The organism is Streptomyces cellostaticus (assembly GCF_023630175.1).
Lineage (GTDB): Bacteria > Actinomycetota > Actinomycetes > Streptomycetales > Streptomycetaceae > Streptomyces > Streptomyces cellostaticus_A.
The window spans coordinates 1-22,446 of sequence record NZ_JALLIN010000034.1; the positions used below are offsets into that span (position 1 = coordinate 1).

Annotated in this window: 23 protein-coding genes and 1 riboswitch; of the genes, 14 read left to right on the top strand and 9 right to left on the bottom strand. The window is 71.5% G+C overall.

Going from position 1 to position 22,446, the window contains the following annotated elements:
* The first annotated feature begins 14 nt into the window (after positions 1–14).
* Positions 15–470 carry a VOC family protein gene (locus tag MXD57_RS21435; protein ID WP_250403366.1) on the top strand — a complete coding sequence of 152 codons (456 nt, stop codon included), beginning with the start codon at positions 15–17 and terminating at the stop codon, positions 468–470.
* An 18-nt stretch (positions 471–488) separates the two neighbouring features.
* Here the strand turns inward: MXD57_RS21435 and MXD57_RS21440 are convergent, their stop codons facing one another.
* The 3 genes from MXD57_RS21440 to MXD57_RS21450 form a co-directional block, all read right to left on the bottom strand.
* A complete protein-coding gene (locus MXD57_RS21440; protein WP_250403367.1) occupies positions 489–821 on the bottom strand; it encodes a DUF952 domain-containing protein in 333 nt (110 codons plus the stop codon).
* A gap of 72 nt (positions 822–893) precedes the next feature.
* Positions 894–1,118: a hypothetical protein gene (locus tag MXD57_RS21445; RefSeq protein WP_250403368.1), complete on the bottom strand. Its 225-nt coding sequence runs from the start codon at positions 1,116–1,118 to the stop codon at positions 894–896.
* Between the two features lie 26 nt (positions 1,119–1,144).
* The gene (locus tag MXD57_RS21450) at positions 1,145–1,729 is read right to left on the bottom strand and encodes a dihydrofolate reductase family protein (protein WP_250403369.1); all 585 of its coding nucleotides are present in this window, start codon (positions 1,727–1,729) and stop codon (positions 1,145–1,147) included.
* A 143-nt stretch (positions 1,730–1,872) separates the two neighbouring features.
* Here MXD57_RS21450 and MXD57_RS21455 point away from each other — a divergent pair, with 143 nt between their 5' ends.
* Positions 1,873–2,463, top strand: coding sequence for a TetR/AcrR family transcriptional regulator (locus MXD57_RS21455; RefSeq protein WP_250403370.1), 591 nt, complete (start codon positions 1,873–1,875; stop codon positions 2,461–2,463).
* 188 nt (positions 2,464–2,651) lie between these two features.
* Here MXD57_RS21455 and MXD57_RS21460 read toward each other — a convergent pair whose 3' ends face one another.
* Complete coding sequence (locus MXD57_RS21460; protein WP_250403371.1) at positions 2,652–3,782, bottom strand: family 2 encapsulin nanocompartment cargo protein polyprenyl transferase; 1,131 nt, start codon at positions 3,780–3,782, stop codon at positions 2,652–2,654.
* Positions 3,783–3,894: 112 nt separating this feature from the next.
* A complete protein-coding gene (locus MXD57_RS21465) occupies positions 3,895–5,301 on the bottom strand; it encodes a family 2B encapsulin nanocompartment shell protein (protein WP_250403372.1) in 1,407 nt (468 codons plus the stop codon).
* Positions 5,302–5,591: 290 nt separating this feature from the next.
* Between MXD57_RS21465 and MXD57_RS21470 the strand changes: the two genes are divergently transcribed.
* The gene (locus tag MXD57_RS21470) at positions 5,592–6,185 is read left to right on the top strand and encodes an N-acetylmuramoyl-L-alanine amidase (protein ID WP_250403373.1); all 594 of its coding nucleotides are present in this window, start codon (positions 5,592–5,594) and stop codon (positions 6,183–6,185) included.
* Positions 6,186–6,209: 24 nt separating this feature from the next.
* Positions 6,210–7,103: a 1-aminocyclopropane-1-carboxylate deaminase/D-cysteine desulfhydrase gene (locus MXD57_RS21475; protein ID WP_250403374.1), complete on the top strand. Its 894-nt coding sequence runs from the start codon at positions 6,210–6,212 to the stop codon at positions 7,101–7,103.
* A 58-nt stretch (positions 7,104–7,161) separates the two neighbouring features.
* Here MXD57_RS21475 and MXD57_RS21480 read toward each other — a convergent pair whose 3' ends face one another.
* Entirely contained in the window at positions 7,162–8,757 is a 1,596-nt protein-coding gene (locus MXD57_RS21480) for a Na+/H+ antiporter (RefSeq protein WP_250403375.1), read from the bottom strand.
* 62 nt (positions 8,758–8,819) lie between these two features.
* Between MXD57_RS21480 and MXD57_RS21485 the strand changes: the two genes are divergently transcribed.
* The 3 genes from MXD57_RS21485 (at position 8,820) to MXD57_RS21495 (ending at position 10,847) form a co-directional block, all read left to right on the top strand.
* Entirely contained in the window at positions 8,820–9,080 is a 261-nt protein-coding gene (locus tag MXD57_RS21485; RefSeq protein WP_250403376.1) for a UBP-type zinc finger domain-containing protein, read from the top strand.
* A gap of 262 nt (positions 9,081–9,342) precedes the next feature.
* Positions 9,343–9,756, top strand: coding sequence for an anti-sigma factor (locus MXD57_RS21490; RefSeq protein WP_006136266.1), 414 nt, complete (start codon positions 9,343–9,345; stop codon positions 9,754–9,756).
* A gap of 17 nt (positions 9,757–9,773) precedes the next feature.
* Positions 9,774–10,847 (top strand): RNA polymerase sigma factor SigF, encoded by a 1,074-nt coding sequence (locus MXD57_RS21495; protein ID WP_250403377.1) that lies wholly within the window; start codon positions 9,774–9,776, stop codon positions 10,845–10,847.
* A gap of 19 nt (positions 10,848–10,866) precedes the next feature.
* Here MXD57_RS21495 and MXD57_RS21500 read toward each other — a convergent pair whose 3' ends face one another.
* A complete protein-coding gene (locus MXD57_RS21500; RefSeq protein WP_250403378.1) occupies positions 10,867–11,319 on the bottom strand; it encodes a hypothetical protein in 453 nt (150 codons plus the stop codon).
* Between the two features lie 158 nt (positions 11,320–11,477).
* Between MXD57_RS21500 and MXD57_RS21505 the strand changes: the two genes are divergently transcribed.
* Positions 11,478–12,446, top strand: a complete 969-nt coding sequence (locus MXD57_RS21505; RefSeq protein ID WP_250403379.1) for a diacylglycerol/lipid kinase family protein — start codon at positions 11,478–11,480, stop codon at positions 12,444–12,446.
* 319 nt (positions 12,447–12,765) lie between these two features.
* The gene (locus MXD57_RS21510) at positions 12,766–13,023 is read left to right on the top strand and encodes a WhiB family transcriptional regulator (RefSeq protein ID WP_003992873.1); all 258 of its coding nucleotides are present in this window, start codon (positions 12,766–12,768) and stop codon (positions 13,021–13,023) included.
* Between the two features lie 164 nt (positions 13,024–13,187).
* Here MXD57_RS21510 and MXD57_RS21515 read toward each other — a convergent pair whose 3' ends face one another.
* Together MXD57_RS21515 and MXD57_RS21520 are read right to left on the bottom strand one after the other, a co-directional pair.
* Positions 13,188–14,654, bottom strand: coding sequence for a sensor histidine kinase (locus tag MXD57_RS21515; protein ID WP_250403434.1), 1,467 nt, complete (start codon positions 14,652–14,654; stop codon positions 13,188–13,190).
* Between the two features lie 345 nt (positions 14,655–14,999).
* On the bottom strand, positions 15,000–15,629 hold the full coding sequence (locus tag MXD57_RS21520; RefSeq protein ID WP_250403380.1) for a TetR/AcrR family transcriptional regulator: 630 nt from the start codon (positions 15,627–15,629) through the stop codon (positions 15,000–15,002).
* 191 nt (positions 15,630–15,820) lie between these two features.
* Between MXD57_RS21520 and nagB the strand changes: the two genes are divergently transcribed.
* The 5 genes from nagB (at position 15,821) to MXD57_RS21545 (ending at position 22,388) form a co-directional block, all read left to right on the top strand.
* The gene (nagB, locus tag MXD57_RS21525; RefSeq protein WP_250403381.1) at positions 15,821–16,606 is read left to right on the top strand and encodes a glucosamine-6-phosphate deaminase; all 786 of its coding nucleotides are present in this window, start codon (positions 15,821–15,823) and stop codon (positions 16,604–16,606) included.
* Positions 16,607–16,811: 205 nt separating this feature from the next.
* Positions 16,812–17,576 carry a GntR family transcriptional regulator gene (locus tag MXD57_RS21530; protein ID WP_250403382.1) on the top strand — a complete coding sequence of 255 codons (765 nt, stop codon included), beginning with the start codon at positions 16,812–16,814 and terminating at the stop codon, positions 17,574–17,576.
* A gap of 137 nt (positions 17,577–17,713) precedes the next feature.
* Entirely contained in the window at positions 17,714–17,977 is a 264-nt protein-coding gene (locus MXD57_RS21535; RefSeq protein WP_250403383.1) for a DUF3311 domain-containing protein, read from the top strand.
* Complete coding sequence (gene mctP / locus MXD57_RS21540) at positions 17,974–19,602, top strand: monocarboxylate uptake permease MctP (protein WP_250403384.1); 1,629 nt, start codon at positions 17,974–17,976, stop codon at positions 19,600–19,602. Before MXD57_RS21535 ends, mctP begins: the two co-directional genes overlap by 4 nt.
* Positions 19,603–19,748: 146 nt before the next feature.
* Positions 19,749–19,873: riboswitch (cobalamin riboswitch) on the top strand.
* 124 nt (positions 19,874–19,997) lie between these two features.
* A complete protein-coding gene (locus tag MXD57_RS21545) occupies positions 19,998–22,388 on the top strand; it encodes a ribonucleoside-diphosphate reductase subunit alpha (protein WP_250403385.1) in 2,391 nt (796 codons plus the stop codon).
* Positions 22,389–22,446 lie beyond the last annotated feature (58 nt).

Genomic DNA, 22,446 nt, shown 5'->3' on the forward strand with positions numbered 1-22,446 from the left:
ACTAGCGTGAGGTCATGGACCTGAAACTCAAGCAGTGCTTCATCGCCGTGGACGACCACGACAAGGCGCTTCACTTCTACTGCGACGTGCTCGGCATGGAGGTCCGCAACGACGTGGGCTTCGAGGGGATGCGGTGGGTCACCGTGGGGTCACCGTTGCAGCCGGACGTGGAGATCGTGCTGGAGCCGCCGGGCGCGAGCCCGGACATCTCACCGGCCGACAAGCAGGCGATCGCGGAACTGCTCGCCAAGGGGCTGCTGCGCGGCGTCATCTTCACCACCGCGGACTGCGACGCGCTGTACGAGCGGGTCCGGGAGGCCGGCGGCGATGTGCTGCAGGAGCCGACGGACCAGCCGTACGGGGTGCGGGACTGCGCGTTCCGGGACCCGGCCGGGAACATGCTGCGGTTCCTGCAGCGGCCCGCCGACCCGCCCGCGGGGCGCTGGCCGGTGGACCCGGAGGCGGGCTGAGGATCCCCCCTTGCCGGGTCACCCCCAGGGCTCCACGGCCACCACGGCGTCGACCGGGACGGGCCCGTACACGTGCGGGAACTCCTCGCCGTTGGGCGGCATGGCCTCGTACCTCACCGGCACGCCGAGCAGGGCCGGGTCCACGACCAGCACGACCAGCTCGTCCGGGCCCGCGTACTCGCCGTACAGGAAGGCCGCGATGCGCGGGAGCTGCTCGCGGGTGGAGAAGTGGACGAATCCCTCCTCCTGGAGGGTGCGGCCACGGGTGGACATCTCGTACGAGCCGTGCGCGCGGGCCTCGTCCCACAGTGCGCGTTCGGTGATGTGGACGATGTACGGAAGCTTCGGCATGCGGCCACGCTACGGCGCCGGCCGGGCCGCACGCACCGGGGTACGGATCCGGCGCGGGGGCTCGGCTCCGCCTCAGGACCGCCGCGCGGTGGTTCCGCCGGAGCGCGAGCGACCGTCACCGGTGTCCGCGGCGGCCGGCGCGGCGGGCTCGGTGCGCTTCGCTCGGGACGCGCACTCGGGGTTGTGGCAGGGTCCGGGGCCCCACTTCGGCACCCACGCGCCCAGCGTCTTGTACCGGCCGACGACCGTTTCGACGGGCTGCCCGCAGACGGGACAGACATCCTTCTCGCTGCCCATGTCCTCAGGGTAGGGCGGGCGGGGGCTCAGCGCTCCCGGTGGTACGTCCGCACGACCACGCCGTTGCCGAAGGCGCGGACCGAGTCCAGCGCGAACTGCGCGACCGGCGAGCCGGTGCGGAACATCGGCATGCCGGTGCCGTAGACGATCGGGTAGCTCTTGACGACGAGTTCGTCGACCTCGTCGAGCAGGGCTCCGGCGAGCCGCGAGCCTCCGCACAGGTAGATGTCCAGGTCGCCCGGCTCCGCCTTCAGGGCGCGCACGCGCCCGACCACGTCGTCGGCGACGATCTCGACGTCCGGGTCCGGTGAGGTGCCGAGGGTGCGTGAGGCGACGAGCTGCCGCAGATGGGAGTAGGGGCTGGTGATGCCCTCCTTCAGCGCCAGCTCGTAGCTGGCGCGGCCCTGGACGACCGTGTCGAACCGCCGGTTCTCCAGGTGGTCGAGGCCGAGGTGGGCCCGCGCGGGGCCGGCCAGGGTCTCGGGGAACTCCGCCCGCAGGAAGTCGAGGTACTCCTCGTCCAGGAAGCGGAACATCGCGGTGGCGTCCCCCTGTTCGTCGCCGATGAAGCCGTCGAGCGAGCAGGCGACGAAGTAGGTGAGCTTTCGCAAGCGGGTCTCTTTTCGTAGGCTGCGAAGCGGCCGAATGACCACTTCGCTTGTAGTGCTTCATTTGTAGTACTCCATTCGTAGTGGTTGCAAGGTGTTTCCGGAACGGGATCCGGTCCGGGACCAAGTGACAGAAGGGATTCCGCATGGCGGGCAATCCGGAACGGCGTGCGGCGCTGGTGGACGCCGGCATCGCCGTACTGGCGCGGGAGGGCGCGCGCGGGCTGACGTTCCGCGCGGTGGACGGCGAGGCGGGCGTGCCCACCGGCACCGCCTCCAACTACTTCACCGGCCGGGACGACCTGCTCCGCCAGATCGACGGCCGGCTGCACGTGCGGCTGGCGCCGGATCCCGGGGTGCTGGAGGCGCTCCTGACGGGACCCCGCGACCGGGCCCTGGTCGCGGCCTTCATGCGGGACCTCATGGACCGCGCGACCCGTGACCGCACCGGCTACCTGGCCCTGTTCGAGATGCGTCTCGAGGCCACCCGGCGCCCCGAACTGCGGGCCTCCTTCACCGCGTCGCTGCGCGGGGACCTGGAGCAGGGCATGGAGTTCCACCGCGCGGCCGGTCTGCCCGGTGGCGACGAGACCGTCACCGTGCTCTACCTCGCGATGCTCGGTCTCCTCCTGGAACACCTCACCCTCCCCGGCGTCCTGGACGGGGCCCTGGAGGGTGTGACCGTCCCGGAGGGCCTGGTCGAGAGGATCGTGAGGACGGTCGTACCGGAGGCGTAGCCCCGCCCGGCGGATCACTCGGCCGACGGCGGGGAGCGCGTCGTCCGTCGGAGGCGAGCGGCGGGGCCCGCGCACGGTGGGGGTGCGCGGGGCCCGCCCCGAGCCGGAGCCCGGCGACCGTGCGGGGTCAGGAGCCGCGCGGTCGCGGTGGCCCCGGGCCCTCGGCCGGCCGACGGACGACGGCCGCCTCAGCTGCTGCGCCGGGTCACGAACTCGGCCAGGGCCAGCAGTCCGCCCGCCGTCTCCGGCGCCGGGACGGCGCGGGCCAGCTCCTGCACGGCCCGGCCCATCCGGTCGGCCGCCTCGGCCTGCGCCCAGTCCCGGCCGCCGGCCCGCTCGACCGCGAGGGCCGTGCGGGTGATCTCCGCTCCGTCCGCGTCCTCCGCCGCGGCGTACGGCTTGCCGTACACCGCGGCGAGTTCGGCCGCCGCCGGAGTGCCGGAGGTCAGCGCCGCCACGACCGGCAGGGACTTCTTGCGGGCGGCGAGATCCGCACCGGCCGGCTTGCCGGTGCGCAGCGGGTCGCCCCATATGCCGATCACGTCGTCGATGAGCTGGAAGGCGAGCCCGGCCTGGCGCCCGAAACCGTCCAGTGCGGCGATGTCGTCCTCCGCGGCGCCCGCGTACAGCGCGCCGAGCGCACAGGCGCAGCCCAGCAGCGCGCCGGTCTTCGCCTCGGCCATGGCGAGCACCTCGGCCAGGGTCACTTCCTCGGGAGCCCGCAGCTCCAGCGCCGTGTCGGTGTGCTGGCCGGCACACAGCTCGACGACGCAGTCGGCGAGCCGGACGACGGCCGGCCCGGAGGCCGGGTGCGGGTCCGCGGCGAGCAGCCGCAGGGCCAGCGCCTGCAGCGCGTCCCCGGCGAGGATCGCGTCGGCGTCGCCGAACACGGTCCAGGCCGTGGGCCGGTGTCTTCGGGTGGTGTCCCGGTCCATCACGTCGTCGTGCAACAGCGTGAAGTTGTGGACCAGTTCGACCGCCACGGCGGCCCGGACGGCCGCCGCACCCGCTCTCGGGCCACCGAGCGCCGCGGCCGCGGCCAGGACCAGTGCCGGCCTGATCGCCTTGCCCGCGCTGCCCGCGGCCGCGGTGCCGTCCGCGCGCTCCCAGCCGAAGTGGTAGCGGGCGATCCGGCGCATCGAACCGGGCAACGAGTCGACGGCCGCGCGCAGCTCCGGGTCCACGACGGCCCGGGTCCGCTCCAGCAGCAGCGTCGCCTCCTGCCCGTCAGGCGGGCCGGCCGCGCCGCCACCGGTGGAGTCGCGCGGTTCACGCGGTCCGGGTGCGCGCCGCCTGGTCTCCGTCATGAAGTCGGCCATGGCTCCCCCTCGCGACGCCCGTGCACGGCGGCGCCCCCGCTCCGGGTGAACACGTACTCCGGAGATGTACCCGCCCCGGAGGGCGGGGACACGGCGGCGCGGTGCGCGGTGGTCACCTCCACCGGCCGATCTCGACGTTCTCCAGCACGCCGAGCGCGTCGGGCACCAGGACCGCGGCCGAGTAGTACGCCGTCACCAGGTACTTGATGACCGCCTGTTCGTTGATGCCCATGAACCGGACGGACAGGCTCGGCTCGATCTCGTCGGGGATGCCGGACTGCCTGAGCCCGACGACGCCCTGGTCGGCCTCGCCGGTACGCATGGCGATGATCGAGGTCGTGCGCTCCGGCGTGACGGGGATCTTGCTGCACGGGTAGATCGGCACACCACGCCAGGTGGGGATGCGGTTGCCGCCGATGTCGATGGTCTCCGGCACCAGTCCGCGCTTGTTCAGCTCACGCCCGAACGCGGCGATCGCACGCGGGTGCGCGAGGAACATCTTGGTGCCCCGGCGGCGGCTGAGCAGCTCGTCCATGTCGTCCGGGCCGGGTACGCCGTCGTGCGGCTGGAGCCGCTGGTCGTACTCGCAGTTGTGCAGGAGCCCGAAATCACGGTTGTTGACCAGCTCGTGCTCCTGACGCTCCTTCAGCGCCTCGACCGTCAGCCGCAACTGCTGCTCGGTCTGGTTCATCGGCTGGTTGTACAGGTCGGCCACGCGCGAGTGGATGCGCAGCACGGTCTGGGCGATGCTCAGTTCGTACTCGCGCGGCCGGGCCTCGTAGTCGACGAAGGTGTGCGGGATGTCCGGCTCGCCGCTGTGGCCGGCCGCCAGCTCGACCTCCTTCTCACCGAACTTGTTGGTCCGCTGCGCGGGGATGGAACGCAGCCGGCGGAGGTGTTCGCGCAGCGAGTCGGAGCGCTCGGCCACCTGCTCGAAGTCCTCGCGGCCGAGGACCAGCACCGTGCACGCGGTGTCCGCCCGGGCGGTGTACTCCCAGATGGCGTCCGGGTCCAGCAGCGCCGCCTCGCCGAAGTAGGCGCCGTCGGCGAGGACACCGAGGACCGCGTCGTCGCCGTACGGACCCGAGCCGATCTTCTCGACCCTGCCGTGGGCCAGCAGGTAGACCTTCTCGGTCCGGGCGCCGAAGGAGGCGATGACCTCTCCGGGCGCGAAGTTCCGCTGGCGGCAGCGCCGGGCCAGCTCGGTGAGGACCTCGTCGTCCTCGTACGACCGCAGCGCCGGCAGCTCGCCGAGTTCGGCCGGGACGACCTCCACCTGGTCGCCGGTCTTCACGAACGTGATGCGGCCGTCGCCGACGGCGTACGTCAGCCGCCGGTTCACCCGGTACGTGCCGCCCTGGACGTCCACCCAGGGCAGCGAGCGCAGCAGCCAGCGGGAGCTGATCTCCTGCATCTGCGGGGCGGACTTGGTGGTGGTGGCCAGGTTCCGCGCTGCCGCCGTGCCAAGAGACTGCTGCGGCTTGCCCTGCTCCGTGCGGACCTCTTCGCCTACCGACATATGGGGATGCCCTCTCATGTATGCCCGGTGCCGAATCGCACACCGGTCTCACGAGCAAGCTTCCATCACGTAACGTGGCCGTGCCATTACCCGAAAGAGCGGGAATGGATCATCGCACTACTGGGCAGAAAGTGGGACCTTGCCCGCCCCCGCCCGGGATGCGCGGCCTGTCCGGATCGGCTCGCACAGCATGCGAACGAGGTGTCCGGGACGTCCGGTTTCGGTAGAAGCAGCCCTACCGAGTGGGCCGCGACCGGCGGCCCACCGGGTACAGCACGAAGGAGGCGGCCATGGCCTCACCCATGTCCGCGAACGGGTTTCTGGCCGCGCTGCGAGCGGAGGGCGCGACGCTGGTCGAGGTAGGCGACTGGAAGCACCACAACCGCAACCACAAGGGCCCGTGGGGCCCGGTCCACGGCGTGATGATCCACCACACGGTGACCCGGGGCAGCGCCCGCACCGTCGAACTCTGCCGCGACGGGTACGCGTCGCTCCCCGGCCCGCTGTGCCACGGCGCCATCACCAAGGACGGCAGGATCCACCTGGTCGGGTACGGCCGTGCCAACCACGCCGGGCTCGGCGACGACGACGTGCTGCGGGCCGTGATCGCCGAGAAGCGGCTGCCACCGGACAACGAGGCGAACACCGACGGCAACCGGCACTTCTACGGCTTCGAGTGCGAGAACCTGGGCGACGGCGACGACCCGTGGCCCGTGGCGCAGTTGGACGCGATCACACGGGCCGCGGCGGCCGTGTGCCGTCACCACGGCTGGACGGAGCGGTCGGTGATCGGCCACCTGGAGTGGCAGCCGGGCAAGGTGGACCCGCGCGGCTTCTCGATGGCGTGGCTGCGGGAACAGGTGGGGTACCGCCTGAAGTCGTAGCCGCCCACGGGCGACAATGAGGACGTGACCAGCACCGATCCGCTCGCCCCGCGTCTGCCCTCGCCGCTGCGGGAGGTGCGGGACGAGCGGTTCGGGCGGCACGGCCTGCGCCTGCTGCTCAAACGGGACGACCTGATCCACCCGGAGCTGATCGGCAACAAGTGGCGCAAGCTGGCACCCAACATCGAGGCGGCGCGGGGCCGGGCCCTGCTCACCTTCGGCGGGGCCTACTCCAACCATCTGCGTGCCACCGCCGCGGCGGGCCGGCTGCTGGGGCTGCCGACCACCGGCGTGGTCCGGGGCCAGGAACTGGCCGGACGGCCGCTCAACGCGTCGCTGGCCCGGTGCGCGGCCGACGGCATGCGGCTGCATTTCATCGACAGATCGACATACCGGCACAAGCACGAGCCGGAGACGCTGGCAGCGATCCTGCGCGCCGCCGGCGCCGAGCACGCGTACGTCGTCCCCGAGGGCGGCAGCAACGCCGCGGCCGTGCGCGGCTGCCGGGCCCTGGGCGCGGAGCTGGGCGGCCACGCCGAGGTCGTCGCGGTGGCCTGCGGCACCGGGGGCACGCTCGCCGGACTCGCCGCGGGGCTGCCCCCCGGCGGCCGCGCCCTCGGCATACCGGTGCTCAAGGGCGGCTTCCTGGCCGCCGACGTGCGGGCCCTGCAGGAAGCCGCCTTCGGCGCCCGCAGCGGGAGCTGGTCCGTGGACGACCGCTTCCACTTCGGCGGCTACGCCCGCACGACGCCCGCGCTCGACGCCTTCGCACAGGACTTCGAGCAGCGGCATTCGCTGCCCGTGGAGCGTCTATATGTCGCCAAGATGCTCTACGGACTCGTCGCCCTGGCCGAGGAGGGCGCCTTCCCGCGCGGGACGACACTCGCGGCGGTGGTCACCGGGCGGCCCTTCCCGTAGCCCGGCACCAGCCGCCCATCAGGGCGTCGCCAGCCGGTGAACCCCTCCGGTCGCAGCACTAGGCGGCCTCCCGGTAGGCGGCGGCCTCCTCCAGGTCCAGCCTGCGCAGCAGCGCGCGGAGCATCTCGTCGTCGATGTAGCGGTGGTCGCGGAGCCTGACGAACACCTCGCGCTCGGCGCTGATCATGTCGCGGGACAGGCGGCGGTAGGTGTCGTCGACGGACTCACCGGTGACCGGGTTGACCTGGCCGAGCCGCTCCCAGACGGCGTTGCGGCGGCGCTCCAGTACCGAGCGCAGACGGTCGGCGAGCGGCGGCGGCAGGGCGTTGCGCTCGTCGGAGAGGAGTTCCTCGAGGCGGCTCTCCGCGGCCAGGCTGGCCTGCGCCTGGGCGTTGGCCTCGGCCAGCGTCTCGGCCCGCTGGTCGCGGCTGGGGAACCTGAGCAGGCGGATCAGCGGCGGCAGGGTCACCCCTTGGAGCACCAGCGTGCCGATGACGGTGGTGAAGGTCAAGAAGAGGATCAGGTTGCGCTGCGGGAAGGGGTGGCCGCCGTGCAGGGTCAGCGGGATGGAGAAGGCGATGGCGAGGGAGACCACTCCGCGCATCCCGGCCCACGAGGTGACCATCGCGCCCCGCCAGGTGGGGTTCTCCTCCCGCGTCCTGATCCGCTCCGACAGCAGGCGGGGCAGGAAGGCCGCCGGGTAGACCCAGACGAAGCGGGCCAGCACGACGACCAGGAAGACGGCGACCGCGTACCAGGCGGCCGTGACGCCCTCGTACTCGCCGAGCCCCCGCAGGACGACCGGGAGCTGGAGGCCGATCAGGGCGAAGACGGCGGACTCCAGGATGAAGGCGACCATCTTCCACACCGCGTCCTCCTGGAGGCGGGTGGCGAAGTCGACCTCCCACGCGCGGTGCCCGAGATAGAGGGCGACGACCACGACCGCGAGGACGCCGGAGGCGTGCACCTGCTCGGCGACGCTGTAGGCGACGAACGGGATCAGCAGGGACAGCGTGTTCTGCAGCAGCGGTTCCCTCAGGTGCGTGCGCAGCCAGTGCAGGGGCGCCATGAGCAGCAGGCCCACGCCGACACCGCCGACGGCCGCGATCAGGAACTCCTCGATGCCACCCGCCCAGGTGGCGCCCTCGCCGATGGCGGCGGCCAGCGCCACCTTGTAGGCGGTGATCGCGGTGGCGTCGTTCAGCAGGGACTCCCCCTGCAGGATCGTAGTGATCCGCGACGGCAGCCCGACCCGCCGGGCGACCGCCGTGGCGGCGACCGCGTCGGGCGGCGCCACCACCGCGCCCAGCACCAGGGCGGCGGGCAGCGGCATCCCCGGGATGACCAGGTAGGCGGCCCAGCCGACGACGACGGTCGCGAACAGCACGTACCCCACCGACAGCAGGGCCACCGGTCTGAGCTGGGCCCGCAGGTCGAGGTAGGAGCTGTCGCTCGCCGAGGTGTACAGCAGCGGGGGCAGCACGAGCGGCAGGACCACCTCGGGGTCGAGCCGGTAGTCCGGCACGCCCGGGATGTAGGAGACCGCCAGGCCGACCGCGACCAGCAGCAGCGGTGCCGGCAGCGGGGTGCGCCGGGCCGCCCCGGCGACCGCGGCGCTGCCCGCCACCAGCAGGAGCAGCGGCATCACGTCCATGGTCCTCGCCCACCCTCGTTTTTCCGCGCGGCCACCCGCACGCCCGTCGTAACCTGGCAATCATGAAACAGTGCACGCACTCCGACGCGCTGCCGCACCCGCAGCCCGAGCCGCTGAGCGAGACGTGCCCGGAGTGTCTCGCACAGGGCACGCATCCGGTGCAGCTCCGGCTCTGCCTGACCTGCGGCCACATCGGCTGCTGCGACTCCTCGCCCGGACGGCACGCCACCGGGCACCACACGGAGACCGGCCACCCGGTGATGCGGACCTTCGAGCCCGGCGAGGACTGGCGCTGGTGCTTCGTCGACCACGTACTCGTGTGACACTTCAGGGAGCGGTCACCGCCGACGGTTCGAGCGTGCGACGCCGGGGTACGTCAACCCGGCGCGCCCTCTTCCCATTTGGGCCCACACACCCTCTAGACACGGAGCGTATCCACAGCTTTACTGTGAGTGACGCCAAGGGGGTTGGGGCCCCGGGGACAGAAACGTTCGGAGCGCGATAGCGTCACCGCGGAACCACGTACGCGTTACCCCGGGGGGCGACCCTCGGCCCCGTAGAGCTTGTACCACCATGGAGGTGAGGGTGTCCCAGATCGCAGGCGAGCCCGCGACCCAGGACTTCGTGGAAGTCCGGCTGCCGGCTGCGGGTGCCTACCTGTCGGTGCTGCGGACGGCAACGGCCGGTCTCGCCGCCCGCTTGGACTTCACCCTGGACGAGATCGAGGACCTGCGGATCGCCGTGGACGAGGCCTGCGCGATCCTGCTGCAGCAGGCCGTGCCCGGCTCCGTGCTGAGCTGCGTCTTCCGGCTCGTCGACGACTCGCTGGAGGTCACGGTGTCGGCACCGACCACCGACGGCCACGCCCCTTCGCGCGACACCTTCGCCTGGACGGTGCTCTCGGCACTGGCAGGCAAGGTCTCGTCCGCCGTCGACGAGGACCGGACCGTATCGATCAGCCTCTACAAACAGCGCGGCGCGGGCCCCGGCCCGGCGTGAGGAACGGGGACGGGCCGGTGCGGGACGAAGAGCGCGGCACACGGGAGCTGCCGGCGGAGGGCCGAGGCCCCACCGACGGCACCCGAGGCATGGGGGACGGCATCGACGGCATCCCCGAGCAGGCCAGGCCACACCCGGAGGACGACTCCGCCGAGGCCGCCGGCGACGGTGCCGTGCGGAACGCGCCCGCGAAGGCACGCGGCGGATCCGGGTCCGCGGCCCGCGCGGAGGCGAGGGCTCGGGGAAGGGCTACGGGCGGGACGATGAGCGAGCACGAGCGAAACGCGGAGGACGACGCGGTGGGCGCCGAGGCCGTGCAGGCCACCCATCACGCTCCCCAGGACCGCAGCGGGGCGCGTGCGATGTTCCTCGAACTGCGCCGCCTGAACGCGGGCAGCGCGGAGTACGCGGAACTGCGCAACCAGCTCGTCCGCATGCACCTGCCGCTCGTCGAGCATCTCGCCCGCCGCTTCCGCAACCGGGGCGAGCCGCTGGACGACCTCACCCAGGTCGCCACGATCGGCCTGATCAAGTCCGTCGACCGCTTCGACCCGGAGCGCGGCGTGGAGTTCTCCACGTACGCCACCCCGACCGTCGTCGGCGAGATCAAGCGGCACTTCCGCGACAAGGGCTGGGCGGTCCGGGTGCCGCGCCGGCTGCAGGAGCTGCGCCTGGCGCTGACGACGGCCACGGCCGAGCTGTCCCAGCTGCACGGCCGCTCGCCCACCGTCCACGAGCTGGCCGAGAAGCTGGCCATCTCCGAGGAGGAGGTCCTGGAGGGCCTGGAGTCCGCCAACGCGTACTCCACCCTGTCGCTGGACGTCCCCGACACCGACGACGAGTCCCCCGCGGTGGCCGACACCCTCGGCGCCGAGGACGAGGCACTGGAGGGCGTGGAGTACCGGGAGTCCCTCAAGCCCCTGCTGGAGGACCTTCCGCCCCGCGAGAAACGGATCCTGCTGCTGCGCTTCTTCGGGAACATGACCCAGTCGCAGATCGCGCAGGAGGTCGGCATCTCGCAGATGCACGTCTCCCGGCTGCTGGCCCGCACCCTGGCCCAGCTGCGGGAGAAGCTCCTGGTGGAGGAGTGAGCGGACCGGAGCGGACCGGCTACTCGGCCCGGCCCGGGCCCTTGATCCCGAGCGCCCGGGTCGTCGCCGGGCTCACCAGGAGCACCAGGGCGGCGACCGCCACGACCGCCAGGGCGATTCCGCCCGGAATGGCCATGCTGTCGGCCTGGAGCAGGTTGTAGGCCACCGGCAGCGCCATGAGCTGGGTGATCACCGCCGGGCCGCGGCTCCAGCCGCGCCGCAGCAGCAGGCCGCGCGCGGCGAGCAGCGGCAGCAGCGCCAGTACCAGCAGGGTGATCCCGCCGGTCACGGCCTGCCGACGGTCGTCCGGGGCGCCGGTGAGTCCGAGGACCAGGATCCACACGCCGCCGATCACGAGGGCGACCCCCTCCAGCGCGGTCAGGGCCGCCGCGTACGTCAGCCGGCGCGGGCGCGGCCCGGCACTCGCGGGGGCTCCGGCGGTGTCCGGTGCGGGGTTCTGCTCACTGCTCACCCCTGAAGGGTATCCGCCGGCCGGCCGGGCCGGCCGCGGGGAGGTGCCGCGCGCGGACCGCCGGCACGAGGGCGCGTGGGCAGGCTCACGTCCCCTCCTCTTACCGGATCCCTACCTCGGTCTGGGCCGGGTACCCCCCAGTAGGTACGCTGCCATCCATGCGTGCACTTCTCGTGGTCAATCCGGCGGCAACCACCACAAGCGCACGCAGACGTGACGTGCTGATCCACGCGCTGGCAAGCGAGATGAAGCTCGAAGCGGTCACCACCGAGTACCGCGGCCACGCCCGCGACCTGGGCCGGCAGGCCGCGCAGAGCTCGGACATAGACATGGTCGTGGCCCTCGGCGGCGACGGCACCGTCAACGAGGTGGTCAACGGCCTGCTGCACGCGGGCCCCGACCCGGACCGGCTGCCCGGCCTCGCCGTGGTGCCGGGCGGCTCCACCAATGTCTTCGCCCGCGCGCTCGGCCTGCCCAACGACCCGGTCGAGGCCACCGGCGCCCTGCTGGACGCCCTGCGTGAGAACAGCGAGCGGGTCGTCGGCCTGGGCCTGGCCTCGGGCACGCCCGGCACCGAGGACGAGTCGGTGCCGGCGCGCTGGTTCACCTTCAACGCGGGGCTCGGCTTCGACGCGGGCGTGGTCGGCCGGGTGGAACAACAGCGCGAGCGCGGGAAGAAGTCGACGCACGCGCTGTACGTACGCCAGGTCATGCGCCAGTTCCTCGGCGAGCAGCACCGCCGGCACGGCACGATCACGCTCGAACGGGCCGGCGAGGAGCCGGTCACCGACCTCGTGGTCGCCATAGCCTCGAACACCTCCCCCTGGACGTATCTCGGCAATCGCCCGATGTACACGTCACCTAAGGCCTCGTTCGACACGGGCCTCGACGTACTCGGTCTCAGCCGTCTGTCCACGGCCGCGGTTGCCCGGTATGGCACCCAGTTGCTCACTTCGTCCCCCGAGCGGGGACCTCATGGGAAGCATGCCGTCTCACTCCACGATCTGGAACGGTTCACCTTGCATTCGAAGGTGCCGCTGCCCCTTCAGATGGACGGTGACCACCTGGGGCTGCGTACGAGCGTGACGTTCACAGGCGTACGCCGCGCACTGCGTGTGATTGTGTGAGCAGAACGGGCGAAAGTCCTTTCACTCGAACGTTTAGGCCAGGATCCACCCCATGGAAGTACGGCTGTGACCCAGTCGACACCGAGGAATCAAAAAAAACTTTCCGGAAGGGGTTGTATCCGCCGCTGAGGTTTGCGAGTCTCTACGTGGCGATCGGGACGGCCCGCAGGAACGGCCTCCACTGATCACCGGAACCCCTCTTCAAACCAAGGACCACGCCGGGGAAGACCCGGCGGTAGGCCCTTCGCTTGTGGGGGATTCGTGAAAGCGTTCACATTCACAAGCAACTTGCATGTAATACCAAGGAGAGGTAGCAGCCATGGACTGGCGTCACAACGCCGTTTGCCGCGAGGAAGACCCCGAGCTCTTCTTCCCCATCGGCAACACCGGTCCTGCGCTGCTGCAGATCGAGGAAGCCAAGGCCGTCTGCCGTCGCTGCCCGGTTATCGAGCAGTGCCTGCAGTGGGCGCTCGAGTCCGGTCAGGACTCCGGCGTCTGGGGTGGTCTCAGCGAGGACGAGCGCCGCGCCATGAAGCGCCGCGCCGCCCGCAACCGGGCCCGTCAGGCCTCCGCCTGACATCCCACCCCTGCTGACAGCCTGAGCTTGGCGGCGCGTACACCGCGTACGCATCTCCCGCCCCCGAGCCGCAGCGCGCAGTACCCCCGATGCGCATAGCTTCGAGCTTTAGCCCCGGATCACCGAGTGGTCCGGGGCTCAATGCTGTTCGGGGGCGGGCGGGCTCACTTCTGCGCGCGCACCGGGATGTCGAGGATCACCCGGGTCCCCCGCTCCGGCGCCGGGACCATGTCGAAGGTGCCACCCAACTCGCCCTCCACCAGCGTCCGTACGATCTGCAGGCCGAGGTTGCCCGAACGGTGCGGGTCGAACGCCTCGGGCAGGCCGACCCCGTCGTCCTGGACCGTGACCAGCAGGCGGGCCTCCTGGGAGGTGCCGCCACGGACCGCGGAGACCTCGACCGTGCCGGTGTCGCCCTCGCGGAATCCGTGCTCCAGGGCGTTCTGCAGCACTTCGGTGAGCACCATCGACAGCGGGGTGGCGACCTCGGCGTCGAGTATGCCGAAGCGCCCGCTGCGCCGGCCGGTCACCTTGCCCGGTGAGATCTCGGCGACCATCGCGAGCACGCGGTCGGCGATGTCGTCGAACTCCACGCGCTCGTCGAGGTTCTGCGAGAGCGTCTCGTGCACGATCGCGATGGAGCCGACCCGGCGGACGGCCTCCTCCAGGGCCTCCCGGCCACGCTCGGAACCGATGCGCCGGGCCTGCAGCCTGAGCAGGGCGGCGACCGTCTGCAGGTTGTTCTTCACCCGGTGGTGGATCTCCCGGATCGTCGCGTCCTTGGTAATCAACTCACGTTCGCGGCGCCGGAGTTCGGTGACGTCCCGGCACAGCACCAGCGAACCGATGCGGGTGCCCTTGGGCTTGAGCGGAATGGCCCGGAACTGGATGACCCCGTCGTGCGCCTCGATCTCGAACTCGCGCGGCGCCCAGCCGCTCGCCACCTTGGCGAGCGCCTCGTCCACCGGGCCCCGGGTGGGCGCGAGTTCGGCGGTGGTCCGGCCCAGGTGGTGACCGACCAGGTCGGCGGCGAGGCCGAGCCGGTGGTAGGCGGACAGGGCGTTCGGCGAGGCGTACTGGACGGTGCCGTCCGCGTCGAGCCGGATCAGCCCGTCACCGACCCGCGGCGAGGCGTCCATGTCGACCTGCTGGTCGGGGAAGGGGAAGGAGCCGGCCGCGATCATCTGCGCGAGATCCGATGCGCTCTGCAGATAGGTCAGCTCCAGCCGGCTCGGGGTGCGGACCGTGAGCAGGTTGGTGTTGCGGGCGATGACACCGAGGACCCGGCCGGCCCGCCGCACGGGGATGGACTCGACCCGGACGGGAACCTCCTCGCGCCACTCCGGGTCGCCCTCGCGCACGATCCGGCCCTCGTCCAGCGCCGCGTCCAGCATGGGCCGCCGGCCGCGCGGTACCAGATGGCCGACCATGTCGTCCTGGTACGAGGTCGGCCCGGTGTTGGGGCGCATCTGGGCGACCGAGACGTACCGGGTGCCGTCACTGGTCGGGACCCACAGCACCAGGTCGGCGAAGGAGAGGTCGGAGAGCAGCTGCCACTCCGAGACCAGCAGGTGGAGCCACTCGAGGTCGGAGTCGTCGAGGGCCGTGTGCTGGCGTACGAGTTCGTTCATGGAGGGCACGCTGCGAGCGTACCCGGGGCCGCACTGGTGACCGAAAAAACACCCGCGGGCCGCGGCGCCTGGAAGGGACCCTCAACCCTTCCGGCACCGCAGCCCGGAGCATCATCGGCCGCGGGGTGTGCGGTCCCGGCCGGCCGAAGGCCGAGGATCCGGGGCAGTCAGGGCAGAGAGCGCCGGGTCCTCGGTCCGCCTTCCTGTGCGGGGAAGACGGAAGCTGTTCATTGTTCCCTAAGGATTCCCTCTCCGCATTGTGGACTAGACCACGAGTGCGTGTCCATGTGCGCGAGGGCGTGCGTCGAGACGGCACGCGATGCCACGCAGCCTAGCCCGCCCGGCTCAGGTGCGGGGCCAGATGGCCATGGCAATTTCGGCGAGCGCCTCCAGATCCGCCCGGGCCGCGCCGTCACGGGCCTGCTGGGACATGCCGTGGAGCACCGCGGTCGCGTGCCGGGCGAGGGCCGCGGCGTCGGTACCGGCGGGTAGCAGGCCGGCCGCCACGTCGGCCCGGATCCTGGCGTCCAGGGCGGCCAGGGACGCGTCGCGCCGCTCCCGCAGCAGCCGCTCGACCTCGGGACTCGTGCAGTTGGTGGCCGCGTGCGCGATCAGGCAGCCCTGGGGGTGCTCGGGGTCGGTGTACCGGACGGCGGCCTCGCGCAGCGTGCGCTCGACGGCGGCCCGGGCGGAGGGCTCCTCGGCGAGGGCCCGGTCGGCGAAGGCACCGTGGCCGCCGGTGTAGACCCGGACGACCTCCTCGAACAGGGTCCGCTTGTCACCGAAGGCCGCGTAGAGGCTCGGGGCGCCGATACCCATGATCCGGGTGAGGTCGGAGACCGAGGTCGCCTCGTAGCCGTGCCGCCAGAAGGCCGCCAGCGCCTTCTCCAGGGCGGTCGCCCGGTCGAAGGAGCGCGGGCGGCCCCGCGACCTCGACGGCCTGGCCTGCCCGTTCGTCTCCTGACCGGTCACCATGGAGGTCATTCTATAGCGACCCCTAGAGAAATATCCGTCCCGCGTAGTACCGTTTTAATGTAGCGATCGCTAGAGAACGACGCAGGGGGCGGTTCGCGCCCCGGCCCCCTGCCGCTCGTTCTGTTAGATTGGTCTAAACCACATGACAGGTTTCCCAGACTTCAAGCCCTCTTGAGAACGGCAGGCCCAGCGTGGAAGTTGTCATCGTTCCGGACGCCGCGGCGGGCGGCGAGCTGATCGCCGAGGCCATGGCCGGGCTGCTGCGACGCAAGCCCGACGCGCTGCTCGGTGTGGCCACCGGCTCCACTCCGCTGCCCGTCTACCAGGCCCTGGCCGTCAAGCGGCGCTCCGGCGCGGTGGACACCTCCGGGGCGCGCGTAGCCCAGCTCGACGAGTACGTGGGGCTGCCCGCCGACCACCCCGAGTCCTACCGCTCGGTGCTGCGCCGCGAGGTGCTGGAGCCGCTCGGCATCGCCATGGAGGCCTTCATCGGACCGGACGGCACCGCCGACGACGTCCAGGCGGCCTGCGAGGCCTACGACCGCGCGCTCGCCGGGGCCGGCGGGGTGGACCTGCAACTGCTCGGGATCGGGACGGACGGGCACATAGGGTTCAATGAGCCGTGCTCCTCACTCGCCTCGCGCACCCGGATCAAGACGCTGACCGAGCAGACCCGGATCGACAACGCGCGCTTCTTCGACGGCGACATCGAGCAGGTTCCGCACCATGTGATCACGCAGGGCATCGGCACCATCCTGGAGGCGCGCCACCTGGTACTGCTCGCCACCGGCGAGGGCAAGGCGGACGCGGTCGCCGCCACCGTCGAGGGGCCGGTCGCCGCCGTCTGCCCGGCCTCGGCACTCCAGCTGCACCCGCACGCCACAGTGGTCGTCGACGAGGCCGCCGCGTCCGAGCTCAAGCTGGCCGACTACTTCCGGCACGCCTACGCCAACAAGCCGGACTGGCAGGGCATATAGCCCGGACGGCCCCGGCGCGCCCGCGGGGGACGCGGCGGGCCGTGACGCCGGGGCCGCTGGACTAGACCAGCAGGGGGCGCGCCGGTATACAGAGGGGATCACGGAGCGTGCGGGTGGAGCCCGATCCACGAAGCCGTGCCACGATGTGAGCCGTGGCCGACGGTCGGTCGGCCGCTTTCGGCATCCGGAGCCGGGAAGGCAGAGCATGAGCACCGACGTCAGCAGTGCGGAGCACGAGGCCGGCACGACCGTCCGTACCGCGCGCGTGCCCAAGTACTACCGCTTGAAGAAGCACCTGCTCGACATGACCGAGACGCAGGCGCCGGGCACTCCCGTCCCGCCGGAGCGCACGCTGGCGGCCGAGTTCGACACCTCCCGCACGACCGTCCGGCAGGCCCTGCAGGAGCTCGTCGTCGAGGGCCGCCTGGAGCGCATCCAGGGCAAGGGCACCTTCGTCGCCAAGCCGAAGGTGTCCCAGGCGCTGCAACTGACCTCCTACACCGAGGACATGCGCGCGCAGGGCCTGGAGCCCACCTCGCAGCTCCTGGACATCGGGTACATCACCGCCGACGACCGGCTCGCCGAACTGCTCGACATAACGGCCGGCGGCCGGGTGCTGCGCATCGAGCGGCTCCGCATGGCCAACGCCGAGCCCATGGCCATCGAGACCACCCATCTGTCGGCCAAGCGCTTCCCGGCGCTCCGGCGGTCGCTGGTGAAGTACACGTCCCTGTACACGGCACTCGCCGAGGTCTACGACGTCCATCTCGCCGAGGCCGAGGAGACCATCGAGACCTCCCTGGCCACCCCGCGCGAGGCGGGCCTGCTCGGCACCGACGTGGGTCTGCCGATGCTGATGCTCTCCCGCCACTCCCTGGACCGCGGCGGCCGGCCGGTGGAGTGGGTGCGGTCCGTCTACCGGGGCGACCGGTACAAGTTCGTGGCCCGCCTGAAGCGCCCCCAGGACTGACCGGCACCGGACACCCTCACGCTCCGCACGCGAAAACGATGTGCAGAGATGCGGACGAGGTCTTCCGCTGCCGTGACGGCGTCACCTAGATTGCCTGCGCATTACACAGGTGATCAGCGAGGGGACGGAGCCGTGGCATGTCCGAAACGCAAGAAACGAGCCCACCGGTGGTGACGCCGGTCCGGGTGGTCATCGGCCTGTGTCTCGTCGCGCCCTTCGTGGCGATGCTGTGGGTCGGCTCGTACGCCAAGACCGACCCCGCGTTCATCGGGATCCCCTTCTTCTACTGGTACCAGATGCTGTGGGTGGTCATCTCCACGGCGCTCACGGTGCTGGCGCACCAGCTGTGGCGGCGTGACCAGCGCGCCCGCGCCACCCGGAGCGGGGGTGCGGCGAAGTGAAGGACGGCGTCAACGGCGTCGCGCTCGGCGTCTTCATCTTCTTCTTCCTGGCCGTCACGGTCATGGGCTTCCTGGCCGCTCGCTGGCGCCGGGCCGACAACGAGCACTCCCTGGACGAATGGGGCCTGGGCGGGCGGTCGTTCGGCACCTGGATCACGTGGTTCCTGCTCGGCGGCGACCTGTACACGGCGTACACCTTCGTCGCCGTACCGGCGGCGATCTACGCGGCGGGTGCGGCCGGCTTCTTCGCGGTCCCGTACACGATCCTCGTCTACCCGCTGATCTTCACCTTCCTGCCCCGGCTGTGGTCGGTCTCGCACCGCCACGGCTATGTCACGACCTCGGACTTCGTGCGCGGCCGGTTCGGCTCCAGGGGCCTGTCGCTGGCCGTGGCGGTCACCGGCATCCTCGCCACGATGCCGTACATCGCGCTCCAGCTCGTGGGCATCCAGGCGGTGCTGGACGTGATGGGGGTCGGCGGCGGCGAGAACACCAACTGGTTCGTGAAGGACCTGCCGCTGCTCATCGCCTTCGGCGTGCTGGCCGCGTACACCTACTCGTCCGGTCTGCGCGCCCCCGCCCTGATCGCGTTCGTGAAGGACACGCTGATCTACATCGTCATCGCGGTGGCGATGATCTACATCCCGATCAAGCTGGGCGGGTTCGACGACATCTTCGCCAAGGCGGGCGACGCCTTCAGCCAGGTGAACCCGGCCACCGGCAAGCCGCGCGGCGCGCTCACACCGCCGGAGGCGGGCCAGTGGACGTACGCCACCCTGGCGCTCGGCTCGGCGCTCGCCCTGTTCATGTACCCGCACTCGATCACCGCGACCCTGTCCTCCAGGAGCCGTGAGGTGATCCGCCGCAACACCACGATCCTGCCGCTGTACTCGCTGATGCTCGGCCTGCTGGCCCTCCTCGGCTTCATGGCGATCGCGGCCGGGGTGAAGGTCACCAACGGCCAGCTCGCGATCCCGCAGCTCTTCGAGGACATGTTCCCGAACTGGTTCGCCGGCGTGGCCTTCGCGGCGATCGGCATCGGCGCCCTGGTGCCCGCGGCCATCATGTCCATCGCGGCGGCGAATCTGTTCACCCGCAACATCTACAAGGACTTCATCAAGCCCGACGCCACGCCGAAGGAGGAGACCCGTGTCTCCAAGATCGTGTCGCTGCTGGTGAAGGTGGGCGCGCTGGTCTTCGTCCTGACGATGGACAAGACGGTCGCCATCAACTTCCAGTTGCTGGGCGGCATCTGGATCCTGCAGACCTTCCCGGCCCTGGTCGGCGGCCTGTTCACCCGCTGGTTCCACCGCTGGGCGCTGCTCGCCGGCTGGGCGGTCGGCATGGTGTACGGCACGCTCGCCGCGTACGGGGTGGCCTCGCCGACCCAGAAGCACTTCGGCGGCTCCGCCAAGGAGATCCCGGGCATCGGGGAGATCGGCTACATCGGCCTCACGGCGTTCGCGCTCAACGCCGTGGTCACCGTGGTGCTCACCTTCGTCCTGAAGGCCGTGAAGGCCCCCGAGGGCCTGGACGAGACCAGGCCGGAGGACTACACGGCGGACGCGGGCGACCCGGGGGTCGAGGTGGAACTCCCGCCCGCCACCGCGGGCGGCGCGCACTAGCGCCGCCGTCCCGAACCACCGCGCAGCGGGCCGCCGAGGGCACCACCCACGGCGGCCCGCTGTCCCGCGAGTTGACCCAGCGGAGCCACCACAACACGCAACAGGCACAACATGTGGGGGTGACACGACAGCCCGGCACTAGATGTATGCTCATGCTCGCTGTCGCCGCAGGGGAATCCGGTGTGAATCCGGAACTGTCCCGCAACGGTGTACTCGCGTGTTTCGGCACGCCTGGTCCAGTCCGAGGACCTGCCGGCAGCACGCGCCCGGCCGTCCGGTCCGGGTGCTCATCGACGTCCGGGCCTCGTGGAATGGGCCGGGGACGCGACGCCGTGCGCGCTCGCCCTGCCCCCTGCCCTCCGCCAGGCCCCGTGCCGAGCGAGGGAGAGCCCCACGTGACCATCGCGCCAGCCGACCCGGCTTCAGCCACCCCGGCGAGCGGAGCCCCGGTGGGGACCGACGGTCCCGGCGCCGCGCTGCTGCGGACCCTGACCGAGCTGACCGCCGACCTCCCCGACGCCGACCCCGGCCGGGTCGCCGCGGCCGCGCTGCGCGGCCGGTCCGCCCGGGCCGACGAGGCGGAACTGCGCGAGCTGGCCACGGAGGCGGCCGCCGGACTGATCTCCGAGGACCCCGCCTACTCCCGGCTGGCCGCCCGGCTGCTGACCATCTCCATCCGCGCCGAGGCCGCCTCGCAGGGCGTCACGTCCTTCACCGGGTCCGTCGCCGTGGGCCACCGGGAGGGCCTCGTCGCCGACCGCACCGCGGAGTTCGTCCGGCTGCACGCCGAACGGCTCGACGCGCTGGTCGACCCGGTGGCCGACGACCGCTTCGGCTACTTCGGCCTGCGCACGCTGCACAGCCGGTACCTGCTCCGCCACCCCATCACCCGCAAGGTGATCGAGACGCCCCAGCACTTCATGCTGCGCGTCGCCGCCGGACTGGCCGAGGACGACACCGCCCGCTCCGTGGGCGAGGTCGCCGCGCTCTACGCACTGATGAGCCGGCTGGACTACCTGCCCTCCTCCCCCACCCTCTTCAACTCCGGCACCCGGCACCCGCAGATGTCGTCCTGCTACCTCCTCGACTCCCCGCTGGACGAGCTGGACTCCATCTACGACCGCTACCACCAGGTCGCCCGCCTCTCCAAGCACGCCGGCGGCATCGGCCTGTCGTACTCCCGCATCCGCAGCCGCGGTTCGCTGATCCGCGGCACCAACGGGCACTCCAACGGCATCGTGCCGTTCCTGAAGACGCTGGACGCCTCGGTGGCGGCGGTGAACCAGGGCGGCCGGCGCAAGGGCGCCGCCGCGGTGTACCTGGAGACCTGGCACTCCGACATCGAGGAGTTCCTTGAGCTGCGCGACAACACCGGTGAGGACGCCCGCCGCACGCACAACCTGAACCTCGCGCACTGGATCCCGGACGAGTTCATGCGCCGGGTCGGCGCCGACGAGCGGTGGTCGCTGTTCTCCCCGGCGGACGTGCCGGAGCTGGTCGACCTGTGGGGCGAGGAGTTCGACGCCGCGTACCGCAGGGCGGAGGCCGCCGGGCTCGCCAGGAAGACGATGCTCGCCCGGGACCTGTACGGCCGCATGATGCGCACCCTCGCGCAGACCGGCAACGGCTGGATGACCTTCAAGGACGCGGCCAACCGCACCGCCAACCAGACGGCGACCGCGGGCCACGTCGTGCACTCCTCCAACCTGTGCACCGAGATCCTGGAGGTGACCGACGACGGGGAGACCGCGGTCTGCAACCTGGGGTCGGTCAACCTCGGCGCCTTCGTGGACACGGAGGCCGGCGGCCTCGACTGGGAGCGGCTCGACGAGACGGTCCGCACGGCCGTCACCTTCCTCGACCGCGTGGTCGACATCAACTTCTACCCGACCGAGCAGGCGGGCCGGTCGAACGCCAACTGGCGTCCGGTGGGCCTGGGCGCGATGGGCCTGCAGGACGTCTTCTTCAAGCTGCGGCTGCCCTTCGACTCCCCCGAGGCGCGGGCCCTGTCCTCGCGGATCGCCGAGCGGATCATGCTCGCCGCGTACGAGGCCTCCGCGGACCTCGCCGAACGCAACGGCCCGCTGCCCGCGTGGCGGAAGACCCGGACCGCCCAGGGCGTGCTGCACCCCGACCACTACGGCGTCGGGCTCACCTGGCCGGAGCGCTGGGCGGCCCTGCGCGAGCGAATCGCCGAGGTCGGCATGCGCAACTCGCTGCTCCTGGCCATCGCGCCCACGGCCACCATCGCGTCCATCGCGGGGGTCTACGAGTGCATCGAGCCGCAGGTCTCCAACCTGTTCAAGCGCGAGACGCTCTCCGGCGAGTTCCTGCAGGTCAACTCGTATCTGGTGCAGGACCTGAAGGAGCTGGGCGTGTGGGACGCCCGCACCCGCGAGGCGCTGCGCGACGCCAGCGGATCCGTTCAGGACCTCGCCTGGATCCCGGCGGAGGTGAGGGCCCTGTACCGCACGGCGTGGGAGATCCCGCAGCGCGCCCTGATCGACATGGCGGCGGCCCGGACCCCGTTCCTCGACCAGGCGCAGTCCCTGAACCTCTTCCTGGAGACGCCGACCATCGGCAAGCTCTCCTCGATGTACGCGTACGCCTGGAAGTCGGGCCTGAAGACGACGTACTACCTGCGCTCCCGTCCGGCGACCCGGATCGCCCGCGCCGCCCAGGGACGGGCGCGGTCCGAGGCGCCGGTCCCGGTCCAGCGGGTCACCGACCCCGACGCGGTCGCCTGCTCGCTCGAGAACCCCGAGTCGTGCGAGGCCTGCCAGTAGTTCCCGCCCGCCACCCCGATCCGACCAACACCCCCCGGAGGACGGCGCCCCGCGCCGA

Excerpts from the sequence above, each read along its gene's own strand:
- MXD57_RS21445 (WP_250403368.1), bottom strand. The coding sequence starts at position 1,118 with ATGGGCAGCGAGAAGGATGTCTGTCCCGTCTGCGGGCAGCCCGTCGAA.
- MXD57_RS21485 (WP_250403376.1), top strand. The coding sequence starts at position 8,820 with ATGAAACAGTGCACGCACTCCGACGCGCTGCCGCACCCGCAGCCCGAG.
- MXD57_RS21480 (WP_250403375.1), bottom strand. The coding sequence starts at position 8,757 with ATGGACGTGATGCCGCTGCTCCTGCTGGTGGCGGGCAGCGCCGCGGTC.
- MXD57_RS21510 (WP_003992873.1), top strand. The coding sequence starts at position 12,766 with ATGGACTGGCGTCACAACGCCGTTTGCCGCGAGGAAGACCCCGAGCTC.
- MXD57_RS21440 (WP_250403367.1), bottom strand. The coding sequence starts at position 821 with ATGCCGAAGCTTCCGTACATCGTCCACATCACCGAACGCGCACTGTGG.
- MXD57_RS21435 (WP_250403366.1), top strand. The coding sequence starts at position 15 with ATGGACCTGAAACTCAAGCAGTGCTTCATCGCCGTGGACGACCACGAC.
- MXD57_RS21470 (WP_250403373.1), top strand. The coding sequence starts at position 5,592 with ATGGCCTCACCCATGTCCGCGAACGGGTTTCTGGCCGCGCTGCGAGCG.
- MXD57_RS21520 (WP_250403380.1), bottom strand. The coding sequence starts at position 15,629 with ATGGTGACCGGTCAGGAGACGAACGGGCAGGCCAGGCCGTCGAGGTCG.
- MXD57_RS21535 (WP_250403383.1), top strand. The coding sequence starts at position 17,714 with ATGTCCGAAACGCAAGAAACGAGCCCACCGGTGGTGACGCCGGTCCGG.
- MXD57_RS21460 (WP_250403371.1), bottom strand. The coding sequence starts at position 3,782 with ATGGCCGACTTCATGACGGAGACCAGGCGGCGCGCACCCGGACCGCGT.
- MXD57_RS21505 (WP_250403379.1), top strand. The coding sequence starts at position 11,478 with ATGCGTGCACTTCTCGTGGTCAATCCGGCGGCAACCACCACAAGCGCA.
- MXD57_RS21515 (WP_250403434.1), bottom strand. The coding sequence starts at position 14,654 with ATGAACGAACTCGTACGCCAGCACACGGCCCTCGACGACTCCGACCTC.
- MXD57_RS21465 (WP_250403372.1), bottom strand. The coding sequence starts at position 5,301 with ATGTCGGTAGGCGAAGAGGTCCGCACGGAGCAGGGCAAGCCGCAGCAG.
- MXD57_RS21530 (WP_250403382.1), top strand. The coding sequence starts at position 16,812 with ATGAGCACCGACGTCAGCAGTGCGGAGCACGAGGCCGGCACGACCGTC.
- MXD57_RS21455 (WP_250403370.1), top strand. The coding sequence starts at position 1,873 with ATGGCGGGCAATCCGGAACGGCGTGCGGCGCTGGTGGACGCCGGCATC.